Source organism: Telluribacter sp., from assembly GCF_035998675.1.
In the GTDB taxonomy this organism is placed as follows: domain Bacteria; phylum Bacteroidota; class Bacteroidia; order Cytophagales; family Spirosomataceae; genus Telluribacter.
Genome location: NZ_DASYHI010000021.1, coordinates 24,854 through 41,244, shown reverse-complemented (window position 1 = coordinate 41,244; position 16,391 = coordinate 24,854). Strand labels below are relative to the sequence as shown.

At 50.3% G+C, this 16,391-nt stretch carries 16 protein-coding genes; 9 read left to right on the top strand and 7 right to left on the bottom strand.

Going from position 1 to position 16,391, the window contains the following annotated elements:
* Positions 1 to 88: 88 nt before the first annotated feature.
* On the bottom strand, positions 89 to 856 hold the full coding sequence (locus tag VGN67_RS18975) for a class I SAM-dependent methyltransferase (protein ID WP_327488464.1): 768 nt from the start codon (positions 854 to 856) through the stop codon (positions 89 to 91).
* A gap of 169 nt (positions 857 to 1,025) precedes the next feature.
* On the opposite strand from VGN67_RS18975, the gene VGN67_RS18970 reads away from it, so the two are divergent.
* Complete coding sequence (locus VGN67_RS18970) at positions 1,026 to 1,391, top strand: hypothetical protein (protein WP_327488463.1); 366 nt, start codon at positions 1,026 to 1,028, stop codon at positions 1,389 to 1,391.
* 47 nt (positions 1,392 to 1,438) lie between these two features.
* Here VGN67_RS18970 and VGN67_RS18965 read toward each other — a convergent pair whose 3' ends face one another.
* Positions 1,439 to 1,591 (bottom strand): hypothetical protein, encoded by a 153-nt coding sequence (locus tag VGN67_RS18965; RefSeq protein WP_327488462.1) that lies wholly within the window; start codon positions 1,589 to 1,591, stop codon positions 1,439 to 1,441.
* 247 nt (positions 1,592 to 1,838) lie between these two features.
* On the opposite strand from VGN67_RS18965, the gene hisS reads away from it, so the two are divergent.
* From hisS to VGN67_RS18935, 6 genes are all read left to right on the top strand, one after another.
* Positions 1,839 to 3,200, top strand: coding sequence for a histidine--tRNA ligase (gene hisS, locus VGN67_RS18960; protein ID WP_327488461.1), 1,362 nt, complete (start codon positions 1,839 to 1,841; stop codon positions 3,198 to 3,200).
* A gap of 26 nt (positions 3,201 to 3,226) precedes the next feature.
* Positions 3,227 to 4,087 carry an ATP phosphoribosyltransferase gene (hisG, locus tag VGN67_RS18955; protein WP_327488460.1) on the top strand — a complete coding sequence of 287 codons (861 nt, stop codon included), beginning with the start codon at positions 3,227 to 3,229 and terminating at the stop codon, positions 4,085 to 4,087.
* 67 nt (positions 4,088 to 4,154) lie between these two features.
* Positions 4,155 to 5,429: a histidinol dehydrogenase gene (hisD, locus tag VGN67_RS18950; RefSeq protein WP_327488459.1), complete on the top strand. Its 1,275-nt coding sequence runs from the start codon at positions 4,155 to 4,157 to the stop codon at positions 5,427 to 5,429.
* Between the two features lie 24 nt (positions 5,430 to 5,453).
* Positions 5,454 to 5,906, top strand: a complete 453-nt coding sequence (locus VGN67_RS18945; RefSeq protein ID WP_327488458.1) for an RES family NAD+ phosphorylase — start codon at positions 5,454 to 5,456, stop codon at positions 5,904 to 5,906.
* Positions 5,899 to 6,972 (top strand): histidinol-phosphate transaminase, encoded by a 1,074-nt coding sequence (hisC, locus tag VGN67_RS18940; RefSeq protein WP_327488457.1) that lies wholly within the window; start codon positions 5,899 to 5,901, stop codon positions 6,970 to 6,972. Before VGN67_RS18945 ends, hisC begins: the two co-directional genes overlap by 8 nt.
* Before the next feature lie 49 nt (positions 6,973 to 7,021).
* Complete coding sequence (locus VGN67_RS18935; protein WP_327488456.1) at positions 7,022 to 7,537, top strand: hypothetical protein; 516 nt, start codon at positions 7,022 to 7,024, stop codon at positions 7,535 to 7,537.
* A gap of 203 nt (positions 7,538 to 7,740) precedes the next feature.
* Here the strand turns inward: VGN67_RS18935 and VGN67_RS18930 are convergent, their stop codons facing one another.
* From VGN67_RS18930 to VGN67_RS18915, 4 genes are all read right to left on the bottom strand, one after another.
* Complete coding sequence (locus VGN67_RS18930) at positions 7,741 to 8,094, bottom strand: DUF202 domain-containing protein (protein ID WP_327488455.1); 354 nt, start codon at positions 8,092 to 8,094, stop codon at positions 7,741 to 7,743.
* A gap of 4 nt (positions 8,095 to 8,098) precedes the next feature.
* Positions 8,099 to 9,907 (bottom strand): SLC13 family permease, encoded by a 1,809-nt coding sequence (locus tag VGN67_RS18925; RefSeq protein WP_327488454.1) that lies wholly within the window; start codon positions 9,905 to 9,907, stop codon positions 8,099 to 8,101.
* A 113-nt stretch (positions 9,908 to 10,020) separates the two neighbouring features.
* Positions 10,021 to 10,548, bottom strand: a complete 528-nt coding sequence (locus VGN67_RS18920) for a DUF4385 domain-containing protein (RefSeq protein WP_327488453.1) — start codon at positions 10,546 to 10,548, stop codon at positions 10,021 to 10,023.
* 232 nt (positions 10,549 to 10,780) lie between these two features.
* Complete coding sequence (locus tag VGN67_RS18915) at positions 10,781 to 12,271, bottom strand: serine hydrolase (RefSeq protein ID WP_327488452.1); 1,491 nt, start codon at positions 12,269 to 12,271, stop codon at positions 10,781 to 10,783.
* 297 nt (positions 12,272 to 12,568) lie between these two features.
* On the opposite strand from VGN67_RS18915, the gene VGN67_RS18910 reads away from it, so the two are divergent.
* Positions 12,569 to 13,354 carry a hypothetical protein gene (locus VGN67_RS18910; RefSeq protein ID WP_327488451.1) on the top strand — a complete coding sequence of 262 codons (786 nt, stop codon included), beginning with the start codon at positions 12,569 to 12,571 and terminating at the stop codon, positions 13,352 to 13,354.
* 73 nt (positions 13,355 to 13,427) lie between these two features.
* Here VGN67_RS18910 and VGN67_RS18905 read toward each other — a convergent pair whose 3' ends face one another.
* Positions 13,428 to 15,047 carry a hypothetical protein gene (locus VGN67_RS18905; RefSeq protein ID WP_327488450.1) on the bottom strand — a complete coding sequence of 540 codons (1,620 nt, stop codon included), beginning with the start codon at positions 15,045 to 15,047 and terminating at the stop codon, positions 13,428 to 13,430.
* Between the two features lie 259 nt (positions 15,048 to 15,306).
* On the opposite strand from VGN67_RS18905, the gene VGN67_RS18900 reads away from it, so the two are divergent.
* Positions 15,307 to 16,305: an endonuclease/exonuclease/phosphatase family protein gene (locus VGN67_RS18900; RefSeq protein ID WP_327488449.1), complete on the top strand. Its 999-nt coding sequence runs from the start codon at positions 15,307 to 15,309 to the stop codon at positions 16,303 to 16,305.
* Positions 16,306 to 16,391 lie beyond the last annotated feature (86 nt).

The window sequence follows — 16,391 nt, the reverse complement described above, 5'->3', positions numbered from 1 at the left end:
ATAGAAGAAAGCAGAAACAGAAGGCCGGGGTAATTCAAAAACTACCCCGGCCTTCTGTCTTATTTAAAAGTACCTGTTTTCCGACTACCTATTTCTTTTCGCAGAAGTAAATAATTTCACCGGCCGGCAGGGCAAAACGCTTCACCTCCTCCGGGGAGAGTTCATCCATCACAAATCGGTCCTCAGTTACGGCAAAACCACCTTTTTTCAGTTCGTAGGCGTAGTCCCGGCCAAACAGGCGCAGGTGGTCGTTCTGCCAAAAATGCTTTTCCCGTTCGCGCGGGTCGGTAATAGTGGCGTCCTCGTAGGTGGTAGCCCGGGCCATGTCCTGGGGCGACTGTATAATGGCCCAGCCGCCGGGCCGCAGTACCCGGTACAACTCACTCATGGCTTTTACATAATCATCTACGTGCTCCATAACGTGATTACAGATGGCCACATCAAAGGTATTGGCCTCAAAAGGGATAGAATGAATATCCATTTTTACCTTCGCCAGCGGCGATTCAATGTCAGCGGTTATGTAATCCAGGTTTTTCATGGACTCAAACCGGTTAATGAAGCAATATTCTGGGGCTACATGAAGTACCTTTAGATTTTCGGTAAATAAATTGGTTTTGCGCTTGAGGTAAAGGTACATCAGGCGGTGGCGCTCCAGGGCCAGGCAGTTGGGGCAAAGCGCGTTATCACGCCCCGCCCGCCCATACGGCAGAAACTCGCGGTAGCGGTGGTCACAAACCGGACACTGTACCTGCTGGCCCGAATAAAACACGCCCAGTACCCGGGCCGCCCAGTGGCCAACCAACTGAAGATAGGGACGGGGAACGTGCCGAAGCACCAGACTAAATAGGGATTTCATGGGGAATTTCGGGGATGGAGCCTTAAATCAGGTCTCAAAGTAAAGTTTTAGGTACAAATGTACGTCAAGACCCGCAAATAGTACTTTTATGGCCCATAAAAGACGCTGGTTTATTTAAATAAAAGAATAAATATGATTATTTTTGAAAAGGAAATAATTGCCGCATACCATGATAGTACCCAAATCCGAAGCCAGGCCCCCCGGCAAAAAGCTTCTGAAAAAAATGACAACCCGCACCAAATGGCTCCTGCTGGCTCCGGTCAGCCTGATGCTGATTGGGTACGGCCTGTGTGTATTTAGTGAAGCGAGTAATCTCAAGCATACCGGTGCTCCAACAATCAACTGGGTACTGCTGGGTACCTACAGTCTGGTACTTATCAATGCGGGCATATCCTTGTTCGGGCAAGCCGTGCGCTATCGGGTACAGATGGACTTCCGGCGGGAGTTGCGTCGAAGCTCCCGCAAAATGCTGAAGGAGCTGGAAGCGAGAAAGAAACCCGGCAAAAAAGCGAAAAGCCCTACCAAAACTAATTGACAGGGCCTTGACTCCGTGTATCGCCTGGGGATTTTTCCCGTTCGTGCTTACTTCTTATTAGCTTCGAACTCGGCTTTGATAGCCTCTACGTCCACGTTCCTGATTTCAGGACGGCGAAGCAGATCCTTTATCCGGGCCACCCGATTTTTTGCAGTTTCTTTATTTCTACGGCTTTTACGTTTTAATTCCGTTACTCCCATTGTCTTATAAAGTTTTGTTAAAGAGGCGCAAAAATAGCGTTTATTTAGGAAAAAAGTAAAAAATAGACCTAAAAATTGCACTGCCTCTCCTACCTTTGTGCCCGGGAGGCGTATCTTTTGGACGCTACGCACCTGCTTTTGCCTAATTGTCTGACTTAGTGATTCTTATACCGATAGTACTAACAGCTGGTCAGGATCAGTGATCTGCCGGGTTGGGTAGTTGTCGGGCTACAGTGAAAATTCCCCTATGAGTAAACCATCCCTTGCCCGCGGAACGCGCGACTTTGGCCCCGACCAGATGGTAAAGCGCACCTTTATCTTCGATACCATCCGGCGCACCTTCCAGCGGTATGGCTTCCAGCCTCTTGAAACCCCCGCCATTGAGAACCTGTCGGTGCTGATGGGAAAGTACGGGGAAGAAGGCGATCAGCTGCTTTTTAAAATACTTAATTCCGGAAATTATAACGAAAAGCTCAGCGAGCAGGACTGGCAACAGGATACCAAACAGCTAACCGGCAAAATTTCTGAAAAAGGCCTGCGCTATGACCTGACCGTACCCTTTGCGCGGTACGTGGTCATGAACCGGGGTACCCTGACCATGCCTTTTAAACGGTACCAGTTGCAGCCTGTCTGGCGCGCCGACCGTCCGCAAAAGGGCAGGTACCGTGAATTTTACCAGTGCGATGCCGACGTGGTAGGTACTGATTCCCTGCTCTGTGAAGCCGAAATCGTGATGATGCTGCACGAAATCCTGCCCGGATTGGGGATTACTGATTTTACCGTAAAAATTAATAACCGCAAAATTCTGACCGGAATCGCCGAGGCCATTGGAGCGGCGGGGCAGGAGGGTCCCCTTTGCGTAGCCGTAGACAAACTCGACAAAATAGGTAAGGAAAAGGTACTGGCCGAACTCCGGGAGCGGGGATTCAGTGACGAGAGTATTAATAAGCTGGAACCCATGTTTTCCCTGGCCACCGAAAACGCTCCTTTTGCTCAGCTTCGGGTGTGGTTGTCGGCGTCGGAAACGGCGCTGAAAGGAATTGAGGAGCTGGAACAAGTCTGGCAGATGACAGAAGGATTTGGTCTAACAACCCCCCGTACCCAGCTGGACGTAACCCTGGCGCGGGGGCTTTCGTACTATACCGGGGCCATATTTGAAGTAAAAGTCAATAATGTACAGATCGGCAGCATCAGTGGGGGCGGGCGCTACGACAACCTGACGGGTACCTTTGGGGTACCCGGCCTCTCGGGCGTAGGAATATCGTTGGGGGTGGATCGTATTTACGACGTGATGGATGAACTGGACCTGTTTCCCAAAGACCAGACCATTACTACCCGCGTTATGCTGACCAATTTCGATGCTCAGGCCGCCCACTATGGTTTAGGGGTACTGCATGAGCTCCGGCAGGCCGGACTCAACGCCGAAATGTACCCGGATTCTGTAAAGTTAAAAAAGCAACTCGATTACGCCGACCGGAAGCAGATACCCTTTGTGGTGCTGATTGGGTCAGAGGAAATGGGTTCGGGGAAATTAACCCTGAAAAATATGCGGACGGGTGAACAGCAGTCGGGTACGGTAACCGAATTAATTGATAGGATACAAGCATAGAGATAGTACTTATTATAGATTAATCCATGAATGAAATACTACGCATAGCGGTACAAAAGTCCGGGCGGCTCAGTGAGGATTCTCTTAAATTGATAAAGGAATGCGGTATCCGGTTTGACAACGGAGCCGGTAAGTTGAAAACTGCCGCGACCAATTTTCCGGCGGAGATCCTTTTTCTCCGCGACGACGATATACCCGGCTACGTAGAAGACGGCGTGGCTCATTTGGGTATTGTGGGGGAAAATGTAGCCGGCGAAACAGACCGCAGTGTAAATACGGTACATAAGCTTGGTTTTTCCAAATGCCGGTTGTCCATTGGTATTCCAAGAGGAGTAGAGTATAATAGTATTCAAGACCTGGACGGCAAAAGTATTGCTACGTCTTACCCGCGCCTGCTGGGCAAGTACCTGGCCGAAAACGGCGTAAATTCCCAGATTCACGAAATCAGCGGCTCGGTGGAAATAGCCCCCAGTATTGGCCTGGCCGACGCGGTTTGTGATATCGTTAGCTCCGGCAGTACCCTGTTGAGCAATGGTTTGCAGGAAGTAGAGGTTATATTTCGTTCGGAAGCTGTCATGATTGCCAGTCGGCAGCTGACAGCGGGTCAGCAGGATTTGCTTGACCAGCTGCTGTTCCGGATCAAGTCGGTTCAGAAGGCCAAGAACAATAAGTACATCCTGCTCAATTGCCCTACCTCGGCCGTGGACGAAATTACCAAGTACCTGCCCGGTATGAAGGCTCCTTCGGTGCTTCCGTTGGCAACGGAAGGCTGGGTATCGTTGCACTCGGTCATAAATGAGAATGATTTTTGGGAAAATATCGAAAAAATTCGTCAGGCGGGTGCCGAAGGTATCCTGGTAATTCCGATTGAAAAAATGATCCAATAATCATTGATTCGGAATGGAGTAACGCATTGATAGAGCTCACGATTCCTAACCAGTTGTATTCCAGAGTATGAAAATAGTAAGCTTTCCTGATCGAAGCCAGTGGCCGGAGCTCTTGGCCCGTCCGGAGCACGAATCGGGTAATATTGAACAGGTAGTTCAGCCAATCCTGCAACAGGTAAAAGAAAAAGGCGACGCTGCCCTGCGCGACCTTGCCCTGAAATTTGATAAACGGGAGTTAACAGAGCTGTCCTTTTCGGCAGAAGCGTTTGAACAGGCCGAATCCCGCCTGGATGAAACCCTGAAAGAAGCCATCCGGCAGGCCTATAAGAATATCCGTCGTTTTCATGAGGCGCAGTACCAGCCCGTTGAAAAAATCGAAACTATGCCAGGGGTAACCTGCTGGCGAAGAAGCATCGGCATTGAAAAAGTAGGCATATATATACCGGGTGGTACCGCGCCCTTATTCAGCACCGTACTCATGCTGGGCGTTCCGGCCCAACTGGCCGGTTGCCGCGAAATTATCCTGTGTACCCCCAGCGACCACCCGGCTATCCTGTACGCGGCCGGGCTGGTAGGCGTAACCAAAGCTTTCCAGATTGGCGGGGCGCAGGCTATTGCCGCCCTGGCCTACGGTACCGAGTCAGTGCCCAAAGTTTACAAGATTTTTGGTCCGGGTAATCCCTACGTGGTGGCCGCCAAAATGCTGGTCAGTAAGGAAGGGGTATCCATTGATATGCCGGCCGGTCCGTCGGAGGTAGCCGTTTACGCCGACGATTCCGCCCAGCCCGCTTTTGTGGCGGCGGATCTGCTTTCGCAGGCCGAGCATGGGGTAGACAGTCAGGTTTTGCTGGTTACGACCAGTAAAAAACTGGTGACCCGCGTCAACATGGCGCTCACTACCCAACTTGAGGAGTTGCCCCGGCGTGACATAGCCCGAAAAGCCATCGAAAACAGCAAGGCCATCCTGGTTGAAAACGAAGATGACGCCATAGATTTGTTGAATGAGTACGCCGCCGAGCACCTGATTCTGAGCGTAGAGAACGCCGAGGAAGTGTCAGAACGAATCATCAATGCGGGTTCGATTTTTTTAGGTCACTTTACACCCGAGTCCTGCGGGGACTATGCCTCCGGTACAAACCACACCCTGCCGACCAACGGGTACGCCAGGGCGTATAGTGGGGTATCGCTGGACAGTTTTGTAAAGAAAGTAACCGTACAACAAATAACAAAAGAAGGAATCCGGGCCATTGGACCTACCGTAGAAGCCATGGCTGAGGCCGAGTCGCTGCACGCGCACAAGCGGGCGGTAAGTATCCGGCTGAGGTCTCTGGAAGAAATGTAGTGCCATCCGGCCGCATTTTGACCTATGGAATTATTCAGAATTACGCGATATCCTCATCGGAACGATTTGGAGGGAACCGAGGCATTTAAGAATGGAGGGCGCTGGAACAGTGCGGGACGGTATGCCTTGTACACCGCGTCATGCCGTTCGCTGGCCTTGCTGGAGAAACTGGTACATCTGGAAGAAACCCCACCCCCAGATGATTATGTGATGGTGGTCATTCACCTGCCCGATGAAGTACTTTGCCGGCAACTGGAAGAATTTCCGGATGACTGGCCAAGCCAGCGGACCTGGACCGAGGAGGCAGGGAACCGCTGGCTGGATGAAAATAAAACCCTGCTCCTGAAGGTACCCTCAGTTGTTGTACCTTTGGAATATAACTATATCATTAACCCTGCGCACGGGGCCATGAAATCAGTAAAAATAGTCCATATTGAGCCCTTCACTATTGACGAACGATTATGTACCTATGGATAAGAATTTCAGTTTAAGCAGTATCATCCGGCCGCACATCCTGACCCTGACGCCCTATTCTTCGGCCAGGGATGAATATACGGGTACTGAGGGCATTTTTCTGGATGCCAACGAAAACCCCATTGGCTCGGTAGTGGCCGAATCCTATAACCGGTATCCCGATCCTTACCAGGCCGACATAAAACATAAACTGGCACCCCTCAAAGGAGTACGTCCCGCGCAGCTGTTTTTGGGCAACGGCAGCGACGAGCCCATTGATTTGCTGGTTCGGGCCAGCTGTACACCGGGTCAGGACCGTATCCTGATCATGCCTCCTACCTACGGGATGTACGAAGTAAGCGCTTCGATCAATGATGTACCTATCACCAAAGTACCTCTCACTCCCGATTTTATGGTGGATACGGAGGCAGTACTCGCAGCTATTACCCCCGAAACGAAAATAGTCTGGGTATGTTCACCCAATAACCCGACCGCTAATCTGGTACAGGCTGACGCCGTTTTTACTTTATTGAAAGAGTTTAACGGCCTGGTGGTAGTGGACGAAGCTTACATTGATTTTGCTTCTACTGAATCCTGGACCCGGCACCTCGACGAGTACCCTAACCTGGTGGTACTGCAGACATTTTCCAAAGCCTGGGGCCTGGCCTCCCTCCGGTTGGGTATGTGTTTTGCCTCCGAAGAACTCATCCGGATTCTGAACAAAATAAAGCCCCCCTACAACATCAGCGGACCTACTCAGCAGCTGCTCCTGAACGCACTTGACGAAGTAGAAAACAAAAACCAAATGGTACGGGAAGTACTGCACGAACGCGATTTGCTGCGAACAATGCTGACCGGGCTGCCGTTAGTAAAGAAGGTACACCCTTCCGACGCCAATTTCCTGCTGGTCCAGTTTGACGAAGCCAAAGAGGTCATGAATTACCTGCTCAGCGAAAAAATCATTGTCCGGGACCGTTCCCGTGTTATCTTGTGCGAAGGTTGTCTGCGAATAACGGTAGGTACCCGCCAGGAAAATGAAACGCTGGTTGAAACCCTCAAAAAATACCAGCAAAAGACCGTAGCAGCGTAGTGGTTAAAGCGTGATTGGATGTCATAGTCAAAACAGAAACAGCTTTATTATGAAAAAAGTACTCTTTACCCTAATTTGTCTGTTTAGTATTCAGCTGGCGCACGCTCAGTACGACAACTGGGCCGTTGGCTTCAAGCTGGGAGAACCAACCGGCTTCAACGTCCGTAAGTACTTCAACAATATCAATGCTTTTGACGTGACCGTAGGTACCTACGGGGGTATAGTGGGCAACAACCGCGACTACCGGCAGGGACAGTACCGCAACGCGGGGCTATCGGTACAGGCCCACTACCTGTGGCACTACCCTCTGTTTAACTCCGAACTGGTACACTTTTACTACGGTTTGGGCGGGCAGGTCAACAGCCGGAGGTACTACCCCAACCGCCTGAGTGGTGGCTATGAGCAAAGCATTTCCCTGGGTGGATCGGGTGTTGGTGGGCTAGAGTACTACCTGCCCGACGGTCGCCTGTCGGTTTTTCTGGAAGGTGGTGCTTTCGTCGAGGTTATTCCACGGCCGCTGTATATAAGTCCTAATATTTCGGGCGGAATCCGGTTAAATCTATAATCCTTTTTCCCGTTGTGAAAATAGTGGAGCAGGCCCCGGGGCTTGCTCTTTTTTATTGGGAACCGGGTGAATTCTGGTAGAAAAACTTAGAAAAATAAACGGCTTTACATACAGGTAAGCCGACATGGAAGACTTGAACCTGAAAAATTAAGTACCTAATTTTTAAAAGCTAATTCAGCGGTATTGAATAAACGCAACTCCATTTAGGTTGAGCTGGCGTTAGTTTCCTGGGATTCCGGAGCGGGTTCTTCCAATTTATGATAAAATCGCTTGAGCTGTCTTTTCAACTGATAAAAACGCACCAGACCTATTACTACCATAACAATACTCAGAATGAGGGATATGTACCCAATGTATTTCAGGTCTTCGAAATCTTTAAGGCCCAGCAGGGCGGTACCCCCCAGCAGCAGGTAGAGCGAGGTGCGTACGTAGGCGAGCAAGGTTCTTTCGTTGGCCAGTTTGGTGCGCTCCATAGCCAGGTGGTCACGCAGGATTATGGCTTCCTTGTTTTTATAGTCATACGTGAACCGAATCAGTTGTCTTATATTTCTTCTCATGGTTTTAAAATGGAAAAAATAATGGAATAATAAAAGTTGCCGCCAGCCAGATTATGATGTTCAGGGGGGTACCTACCTTAAGATAATCATTAAACCGGTAATTTCCGGGAGCGTATACCATCGTATTGGTAGGGTTAGCCAGGGGTGTCATGAAAGTAAACGCGCAGGCAAACATAACGGCGACCAAAAAAGGGCGCTCGCTCACCTGAAGAGCCCCGGCCAGACTGATAACGATAGGAGTCATGAGGGCCGCCGTTGCCTTTCCGGACAAAATATTGGTGGAGAGGAAGGTAATCAGAAAGATGAGGCTCAGGGTTATCCGGGGGTCCCGTCCCCCCATGGTTTCAAATATATAGCCCGATATTAGTTTAGATCCACCCGTTTTTTCAAGGGCGAATCCCATTGAAAGTACCCCGGCTATCATAAATATGACCCTCCAGTTTATGGCCTCGTAGGCTTCATTGGGTTTTAGAATGGCCGTGGTAACCAGCAGCAGGCAACCAATCATGGCACTCATCAGAAGAGTGGTCAGATTTAGCGCCGCTGACGTTACTACCCCCACCGCAATGAGCAGGGCCGGAATTGCTTTTCGGTAGTCGACGGTTTTCTTCTCATAATTAGAAAAAATATATACCAGCCGCTGGGAGGTTAGCCGGGCCAGTTCTTTCTCCGAAGCAAATATCAGGAGCATATCTCCCTCCTTTATTTTTATCTCGTTGAGGTTTTGGTACACGGTTTCGTTGCGGTGGCGTAAGGCCAGTACCGAGGCTTGGTATACATCCCGGAAGTTCAGCTCCTGCACCGACTTGCCAGCCAGCTCAGACCCCACCGGGATAAGTACCTCGTACATCTTTTTCTCATTGGACATATCCTTTATTTCCCCGGAACCGGGCTCCTCCGTATTGGCCATGTTTCCTACAAACTTGTCCCCTTTTACGGTATAGCCTTTGGTGTCCTTGAGGCTAATGAGGTCATCCGGACTGATGTGTACTTTCAAAATATCGTCCGCCAGCAACAGCATATCCGGCGATATATACCGAATGTTCCGGCTGCCCCGAATTATGGCAAGTACGTGTCCTTTGAATTGCGTGGTGAGCTTGGTCTCGCTTATTTTTTTATTGATATCGGTACTTTCCTCCGAAAGAATAATTTCAGTTGTATATTTTTCGGCTTCCTGCACCAGGGTTTGCTCTTTATAATTTCCGGTTCTTCGGGGCAGCAGGTATGGCGCCACAAAATAAATATAAGCAAACCCAATACCGGCCAGAAACACGGCCGCTTTAGTCAGGTCAAACATGCCAAAGTTCTCCAGCCCGCTTTTTGCCGCATAGCTGCTGACCAGGATATTGGTGCCGGTACCCACCAGGGTGCAGGCACCGCCCAGGCAGGCCGCAAAGGAAATAGGAATCAACAGCTTGGAGGGATTAATACCGGTTTCTTTACAAACCAGCATGGCCATCGGAATCATTACTGCCACCACCGCCGAATCATTGATAAAGGCGGACAGCAGGGAGGTAACCAAACAAAAAACCAGCAAGGCTACGGAATAATGGATTTTGGCCAGTTGAATAATCCGGTGACTAAGCCCATCAATGATCCCGGATTTAAATATGGCCGAACTGATGACGAACATACAGCCCAGCGTAATGGTAGCCGGGTGAATAAAGCCCGAAAAGCCTTCCTCCGGACTGAGTATGCCCGTCACAATGAATAAGGCCATAATGAGGAGGGAAGTAGTATCAATGGTAAAGTACTCCTTAACAAACAAAAAGATACCAATGATAATAATACCAAGTGTGATGTAAAGCTCCATCCGGAATGTATTTTCTCAGGACACTTAAAATCCCATACCCACCCGGCTGCTGTCACTGCTGAAGCAGCCTTTCGGGCAAAAAGGTACCCAAGTACCCGGTTACCAGCCTGGCTTTAGTGGTAGTATTTTTTTCGGAACGCTGCTTTCTGGTTGAGGTAGTCCGGATGGTTTTTTGCCTGAAACCAGTAGGTTTTGAATACGGCCGCAGCCCGGGCCTTCTCGTTGGTCAGGGCATCTTCTTCGGGGGCAAGTACCTCATTTCCTTTGTTCTTACTCCCCGACGAATACGGATAGGTCAGTCCCTGAGTTTTATCTGCTTCGCCTATAGAATACTTCCTTCCACTTTTATGATTTGCGTAGCGACGGGCGCGGGTAAAGCCCATCTGCAGGTACTTCCGGGCCATATCCGCTCCCACAAAATCTTCGTCTTTCAGGTACTGCTCAAATAGTTCATAGATTTTCCGGGCCGACTCGCTGGCAACGGCCTCGGTTTTGAATTTCCAGTGGGGGAGCAACTCCGACTTGTAGGGTTGTACCAGCAGTACCCCCTGCTCGCCCACGCCGATCCGGTACAGTTCCGGCTGCTTTCGGAAGTCAGTTGTATCAAAGTCCAGGGAGTAATTAAAGGCGTTTTTAGACATAGGGCAGGAGTGTTGTTCCAGACTGATTGGATACAATAATTAATCCCGCAAGCCAATTGTTTGCTTGCGGACGGAGTTAGGTACTTTAATTGGGTAAATAGAAACATAGAATAAAGCACAAAGGAAAACCTCTGTGCTTTATTGGGGATGAAGGGGGAGAAATCAAATTGGTTGAAAGGCCGGTTTATCGCATCTTGCTGCGTTCTCCCGCTATACCCCATTTCCCGACTACTTACTTCACCCGTTGCGCCGGCCGGGCCTGACCGTTTTGGTGCATGAGTATCGAGCTGATTTTATTGGAATCATCCTTCACGAATTCAATCTGCGCATCAAAGGCCTTAAGGAAAAACTTGTTGGGTGCTTCGGCGAACAGATCAAATACCGGTTGGTTGGTGGCCTGGACTTTCAACCCATGCCCTTCCCGAACGATTTTTACTCTAAACTGCGGATTCAGTTCATACTCGCCCACGTAGGTATCCAGTACCTCGTCCGGGACTGTTACTACCCGCCGGACCACGGGGTTGTAAAAGTCCTTCCAATTGTAAACCGTCGCCACGCTGTTGATGATTTCGTCGATAATGGCACCGTTGTCTGAATTGACCATTACAACTACGCCGTTGCCACCTTCCAGGCTCCCCAGGTAGGCGCAGCGGAAGCCCTCGTTTGCTCCGCTATGCCCAAAGTACCTGTCGTTGCCTGCCTTTCTGATAAATACCCCCAGGGCGGCTTCATTCATAATGGGGGTAAGCATGGTGGTGGTCAGTTCGCGGTTTAGTACTTTGGCGGAGGTACCGGCGCTGGCCAGCTGCATTTCGATAATGTACTGGCTTAGGTCGGTCGGGCTGGTCCAGAGGGCGGCGGCTCCCTGCTCGGGATACTGGTGGTACTTACCCACCACCGGATTGCCGTCACCCCGGTAGCCGGTCGAAAGCAGCGGTACTTTGTTGGCGGGGGGCGGTATGGTATAAAAGCTGCTGGTCATACCCAGCGGATCAAGTACCTGTTGCTGCGCGTAGCGGTCGTAGGGAAGACCGGTCTTGTCCATGACCACCAGTTGGGAAATAGTGGTACCTCCACCCGAGTACTGCGTTTTGGTGCCTGCGTCAAAAAGGGACCGTACGGGTTGGCTGTTGGCCGGGGATTCGCCGTTTAAGACCTGTATGACGGTGGGTACCTTTTCACCGGCGGCATAGCCCCGGAAACCGTGCACCGACGTACCAGCGGTATGGCTGAGCAAGTGCCGGAGCGTAATGGGTTTTTTGCCTTTGCTGCTGTCGTACGGGAATTTCCAGCTGCTGAGGTAGGTATTTATATCTGTATCCAGATCCACTTTTTTGTCCTGCACCAGTTTCAGTACCCCCACCGCATTGAGCGATTTACTGATGGAAGCCGCCTGAAAAAGGGTTTGTGGGGTGACGGGAGTAGTTTGTTCCTTATCGGCAAAGCCGTAGCCCCGCGCCCAGTCCAGTTTGTGGTCTTTGATAACGGCAATACTCACCCCCGGTACTTTGTATTTCTGCATCCGCTCCTGTAGTACCACCGGAGCATCATCTATTTTGATGGCTTCGCCCAGGCTTTGCTCTACGCGCCGGATGCGCTCTTCTACCTCCGGAGAATATACGGGATTTGGCTGGGTGTTGTTCGGCTGGGCGAGCAGCGTGGGGGCAGTAGTTAGTACTGCAAAGAGCAGCAACAGGAGCGAAGGTAATCGGGTAGGTTGCATAGAATGGCTAACAGGTTAAATGTACTCTTCAAAAGTAGACAGAAAAGCGAAAAAATAACAGGCTAATTCTCTGTTAGTTGCCATCGATTTTTATGAAAAAATAGGTCTGTCAGTTACTAATGAGCCGGGGAATCGGACTTTTGGTTGTATCCTGTCGGGAGAGCTACGGTAGTTTCGCTTTTTTGGAAACGACGCCAGCGGGGCAACAACTCTGATGTGGGAGAACCAGTAAATTTATTATGTTGGTCAATAACAGTCGATTTTACGGATCCCTACCTCTCCACAAAAAAGAGTATTATGATAGATCATCTGGTAAGTACCGATCAGGAGCTTGTATGTAAGAACTGTGGTGAAACTTTTACCACAGCGTTTTGTAATAATTGTGGTCATAAAGCAGCTCATCGCATTACGGTACACTATGTAGTGCACGATATTGTCCATGTTTTTCTGCATGCCGATAAGGGCATTTTTTCCTTTCGGACCCGGGTAATTCTTGCGCCGGGTATCATGGCTTATGAATTTATCAACGGAAAAAGGAAAATCTTCAACCCCTACCAGTACCTGATCTTCAGTGTAGGTATAGTTATCTTTTTGATGAGCCGGTCCCATTTCTTCGAGAACCTGAATAGTTACAGCTCAGGTACTTCAACCAGAATGCCCGAATTCATGCAAAAAGGGATGGCCGACTTTAACCTGTTTTTAAGGAATTACATGAATATTATTACGTTTATGGCCTTGCCTATTTACGCTTTTTCCGGATGGTTGTTTAACAGGAAACGCAAAGAAAACTACGCGGAACACTTTACGATACTGGTATTTTCCATGTCACAGATCAACACCATCAATGCACTGGTACTCCTGTTGCTTATCATCTTTAAGGTGTCTGCCTTAGGTACCGATTCAATTTCCATTGTACTTGCCATCGCCAGCTTTTGTCGTACCTATAAGCAGTTCTATAACTTAATGTGGTTATCCGGCCTCTGGAAAGGAATTCTGATATATACCTTTTCCTATTTTGGGCAGTTTTTGATCATGGGCCTGGTTATCTATATATTACTGCTTAAAAATCAGTACCTGCACTGAGAAGTACTTACTAAAAAGGAACTACTGTTTTGGAGTAGCCAGGCGCACCGTACGCAGAAGAGATACCAAAAAATCAGGGTTTATTTTCAAACAGGGCCAGGTGCCGGATCAGGGTTCGGTTTTCAAGGCCACCGGCCAGCGCTCCGGTCGTAACACCAAAGGTACTGATGAAGGCGGCCAGTTTGATTTTAGCAGCCGTGTCAATATTGGGTTGGTCCAGTAGGGTAGGCCAGGTTTTCATCAGACTTTCGGGAAAAATGTACAGCACAATGAGCAGCATCAGTCCGGTCACCAGCAGGAACAAACCAATACAAGCCAGCAGCACGCTCAGGTAAATAACAGTATTAGCTACGGCCAGATGTTCCGTCAGGAGCTTTTTTTCTTTTCGGGGCAGAAACAGCGACTGCACCCGTATCAGGTAGTAGCTGGCCACCAGGATACTGATCAGCGCGTACAGCGCGACAGTGGCCATATCCATGTTCAGCCCGGCATCCCAGATTTCGGCGGTAAAGATCAGCACAAAGGAAGGGGCAACGGCGGCGGTCGCCAGTCCCGGCAGGGACAGGGGTAAAAAAATCGCCCAGTTCCGCAACAGGGGACGCACAATATCCATGGGGTGCCGGAAGGCCGCAAGTACATGGAAAATAAGACTGTCCAGCCAGTTGCCTCCCCGGAGTTCGCGTTCCGGAAATCGGCCTGCCCGTTTGTGCAGTTTGTTTCGTTCGCTCTTCGTAAAGGCCGGAATTGTGCCCAGATCTTCCCGAAATATAAAAGGTGCCATGAGCGGACTCTTTCGCCTCGGCTTATGATCCAGCCCATTCAGATGCCCCAATACATGCAGCAACAGCAGGGCCGCATTCCAGCGTACCGATTCGGATGCCAGCTTTCGTACCGGTTTTCCCCGGGGTGAGGAAATAAGTTTGCGGGTAGAAATCACAGAAACGCGGCTCACCAGGGAGGTAAGAGCCGGCTCTACGTGCTTTTTTCGTGAAATCAGGGCCACATCTGTTACCACTATAATCAGGTCGTAGGGCCCCTCAGCCATGTGAAGGCTGGCCTCATCCAGAAAGTCGGAGGGTTGGCGGGTATCACTTCCGCTCATGGGCGCCGGATCGGTGAAGTGGAAAAACCACTTAATGCCGGTGGCAGCGGTTATTTCTGGCTGTACATCCTGCGCCAGCTGCTCGGTAAAGGCCAGCAGATCGTCCCGGTTGGCGGAGGCCCGGTGCATAACCAGAAGTCCCACGTGCACTTCGGGTATGGGGGTCGGCCCCTGTACCTCTTCCAGGTCCGTCAGGAAGCGCTTGGTTGAGGTCAGCGCCCGCACAAAACGCGTGGTGGTGGCCACCCGGCTAACCCGCAGTACCCGGATAGCGTTCACCAGCCGGAAAGCCCGGAAAGCCGGAATCACCAGGGCTAGCAGTGTGAGCCAGTTCTGCCGGATGTACTTTCCTTTTCGGGGAGCCAGAAATACCTTCAAAAGAAACTCCACAATGAACAAGATCCAGATAGCTACTCCCAGTTTTTCTTCCAAAGGAGACAGACTGCCAAGCAACTCCTTTCCGAAAAGCCAGAGCCAGACCAGTGCCAGGATAAACATGGGACCTTCCAGCCAGGACTCCAGCTGGTACAGGATGCGGTATCGGCTGCGCTGCTTTGGATTACTCGGAACAGGGGCGTCGGGTAGATTCATACGAGCTACAACGGCTTCTTACACTGCGGGTGCAGGCCGGGTGGTTAGGTAATGAACTCCCTTGGGGTGGTTTTGTTAGGAGCTGCGGCAGGGGTACTTATCCTTTCCAATGGTACCAGGTCAGGGAAGCGGGAGTCGCCCGGGACAGAATCTCTTCCGTTGGCTTCCCCTCTAAACAATGCTACACGGAGCAGGTGTTATTATAGCAGCAGGTAGTTTAATAAGGGTGCCTGAAAAGAGGAAAAGCAATATAATACCCATGAAACAACTCCGACATATTGTCCAGTATCTGCTGATCTGTATAAGTTCGCTGGTTATTCTTATGAGTATACTGTCCCTGTCTGGCAGCCTTACCCGATGGTACTTTCAGGTACTTGACTTTCCCCGATTACAGTACCTGGTGCTGGCTGTGGTCTGTCTACTGGCTTTTTGTCTGTTAAAGAAGGATTGGCAGCTGTCGGCCTGGTTGCTGGTCGCCGGCCTGGTGGGAACCATTGTGATTCAGTCTACCTACCTGATGCCCTACTGGCTGGGCCAAGAGGTAGTCCCCGACGCTACCACAGACAGTACATCCAAGCCCCATGAGGTGGGGATAGTTGTAGCTAATGTACTCATGACTAACCGCCAGCCCCAGAATTTTTTAAGGGTAGTCCGGGAGGTGAACCCGGATATGGTGCTGACCATGGAAGTAGACGAATGGTGGGTTGACCAGCTGAAAGTCCTGAAAGACGACTACCCGTACGTCATGGAATATCCCCTCGACAATGCCTACGGAATAGCGCTTTACTCACGCTTACCGCTGGAAGAGAAAGAGATCCGGTTTTTGGAAAAGGACAAAGTACCTTCTTTTCACGCCAGGGTAACGCTACCCGGCCACCGGAGCTTTCGGTTTCACGGAATGCACCCGGTTGCTCCCGTTCCCAGCGAGAAATACCCGGATGGGCTGGGAGAAAAAGGAGCGGCCCTGCGGCAGGTGGGTGACATGGTAGCAAAAGGTACCCTACCATCAGTAGTAGCCGGCGACTTTAATGATGTCTCCTGGTCACAGACTACCCGTATGTTTGAAGCCAGCGGAAAGCTCGGGAATGTTCGGCTCGGAAGGGGGTTGTACAACTCGTTCAAGGCCAGGTCGTACCTTCAGAGATGGCCCCTGGACCATTTCTTCGTAACCAAAGAATTTGCCCTGCTCGAACTGAAAAAGCTACCTTATATCCATTCAGATCACTATCCTATCTATGCCCGGCTGGTACTACGCTAATATCCCCCGTGGCCTGCTTGCCAAAGAACAGCCGGGGACATAACGAAAAGTTAGTAGAGGTTTTTGGTAAGGTTAGAAAGACCTGC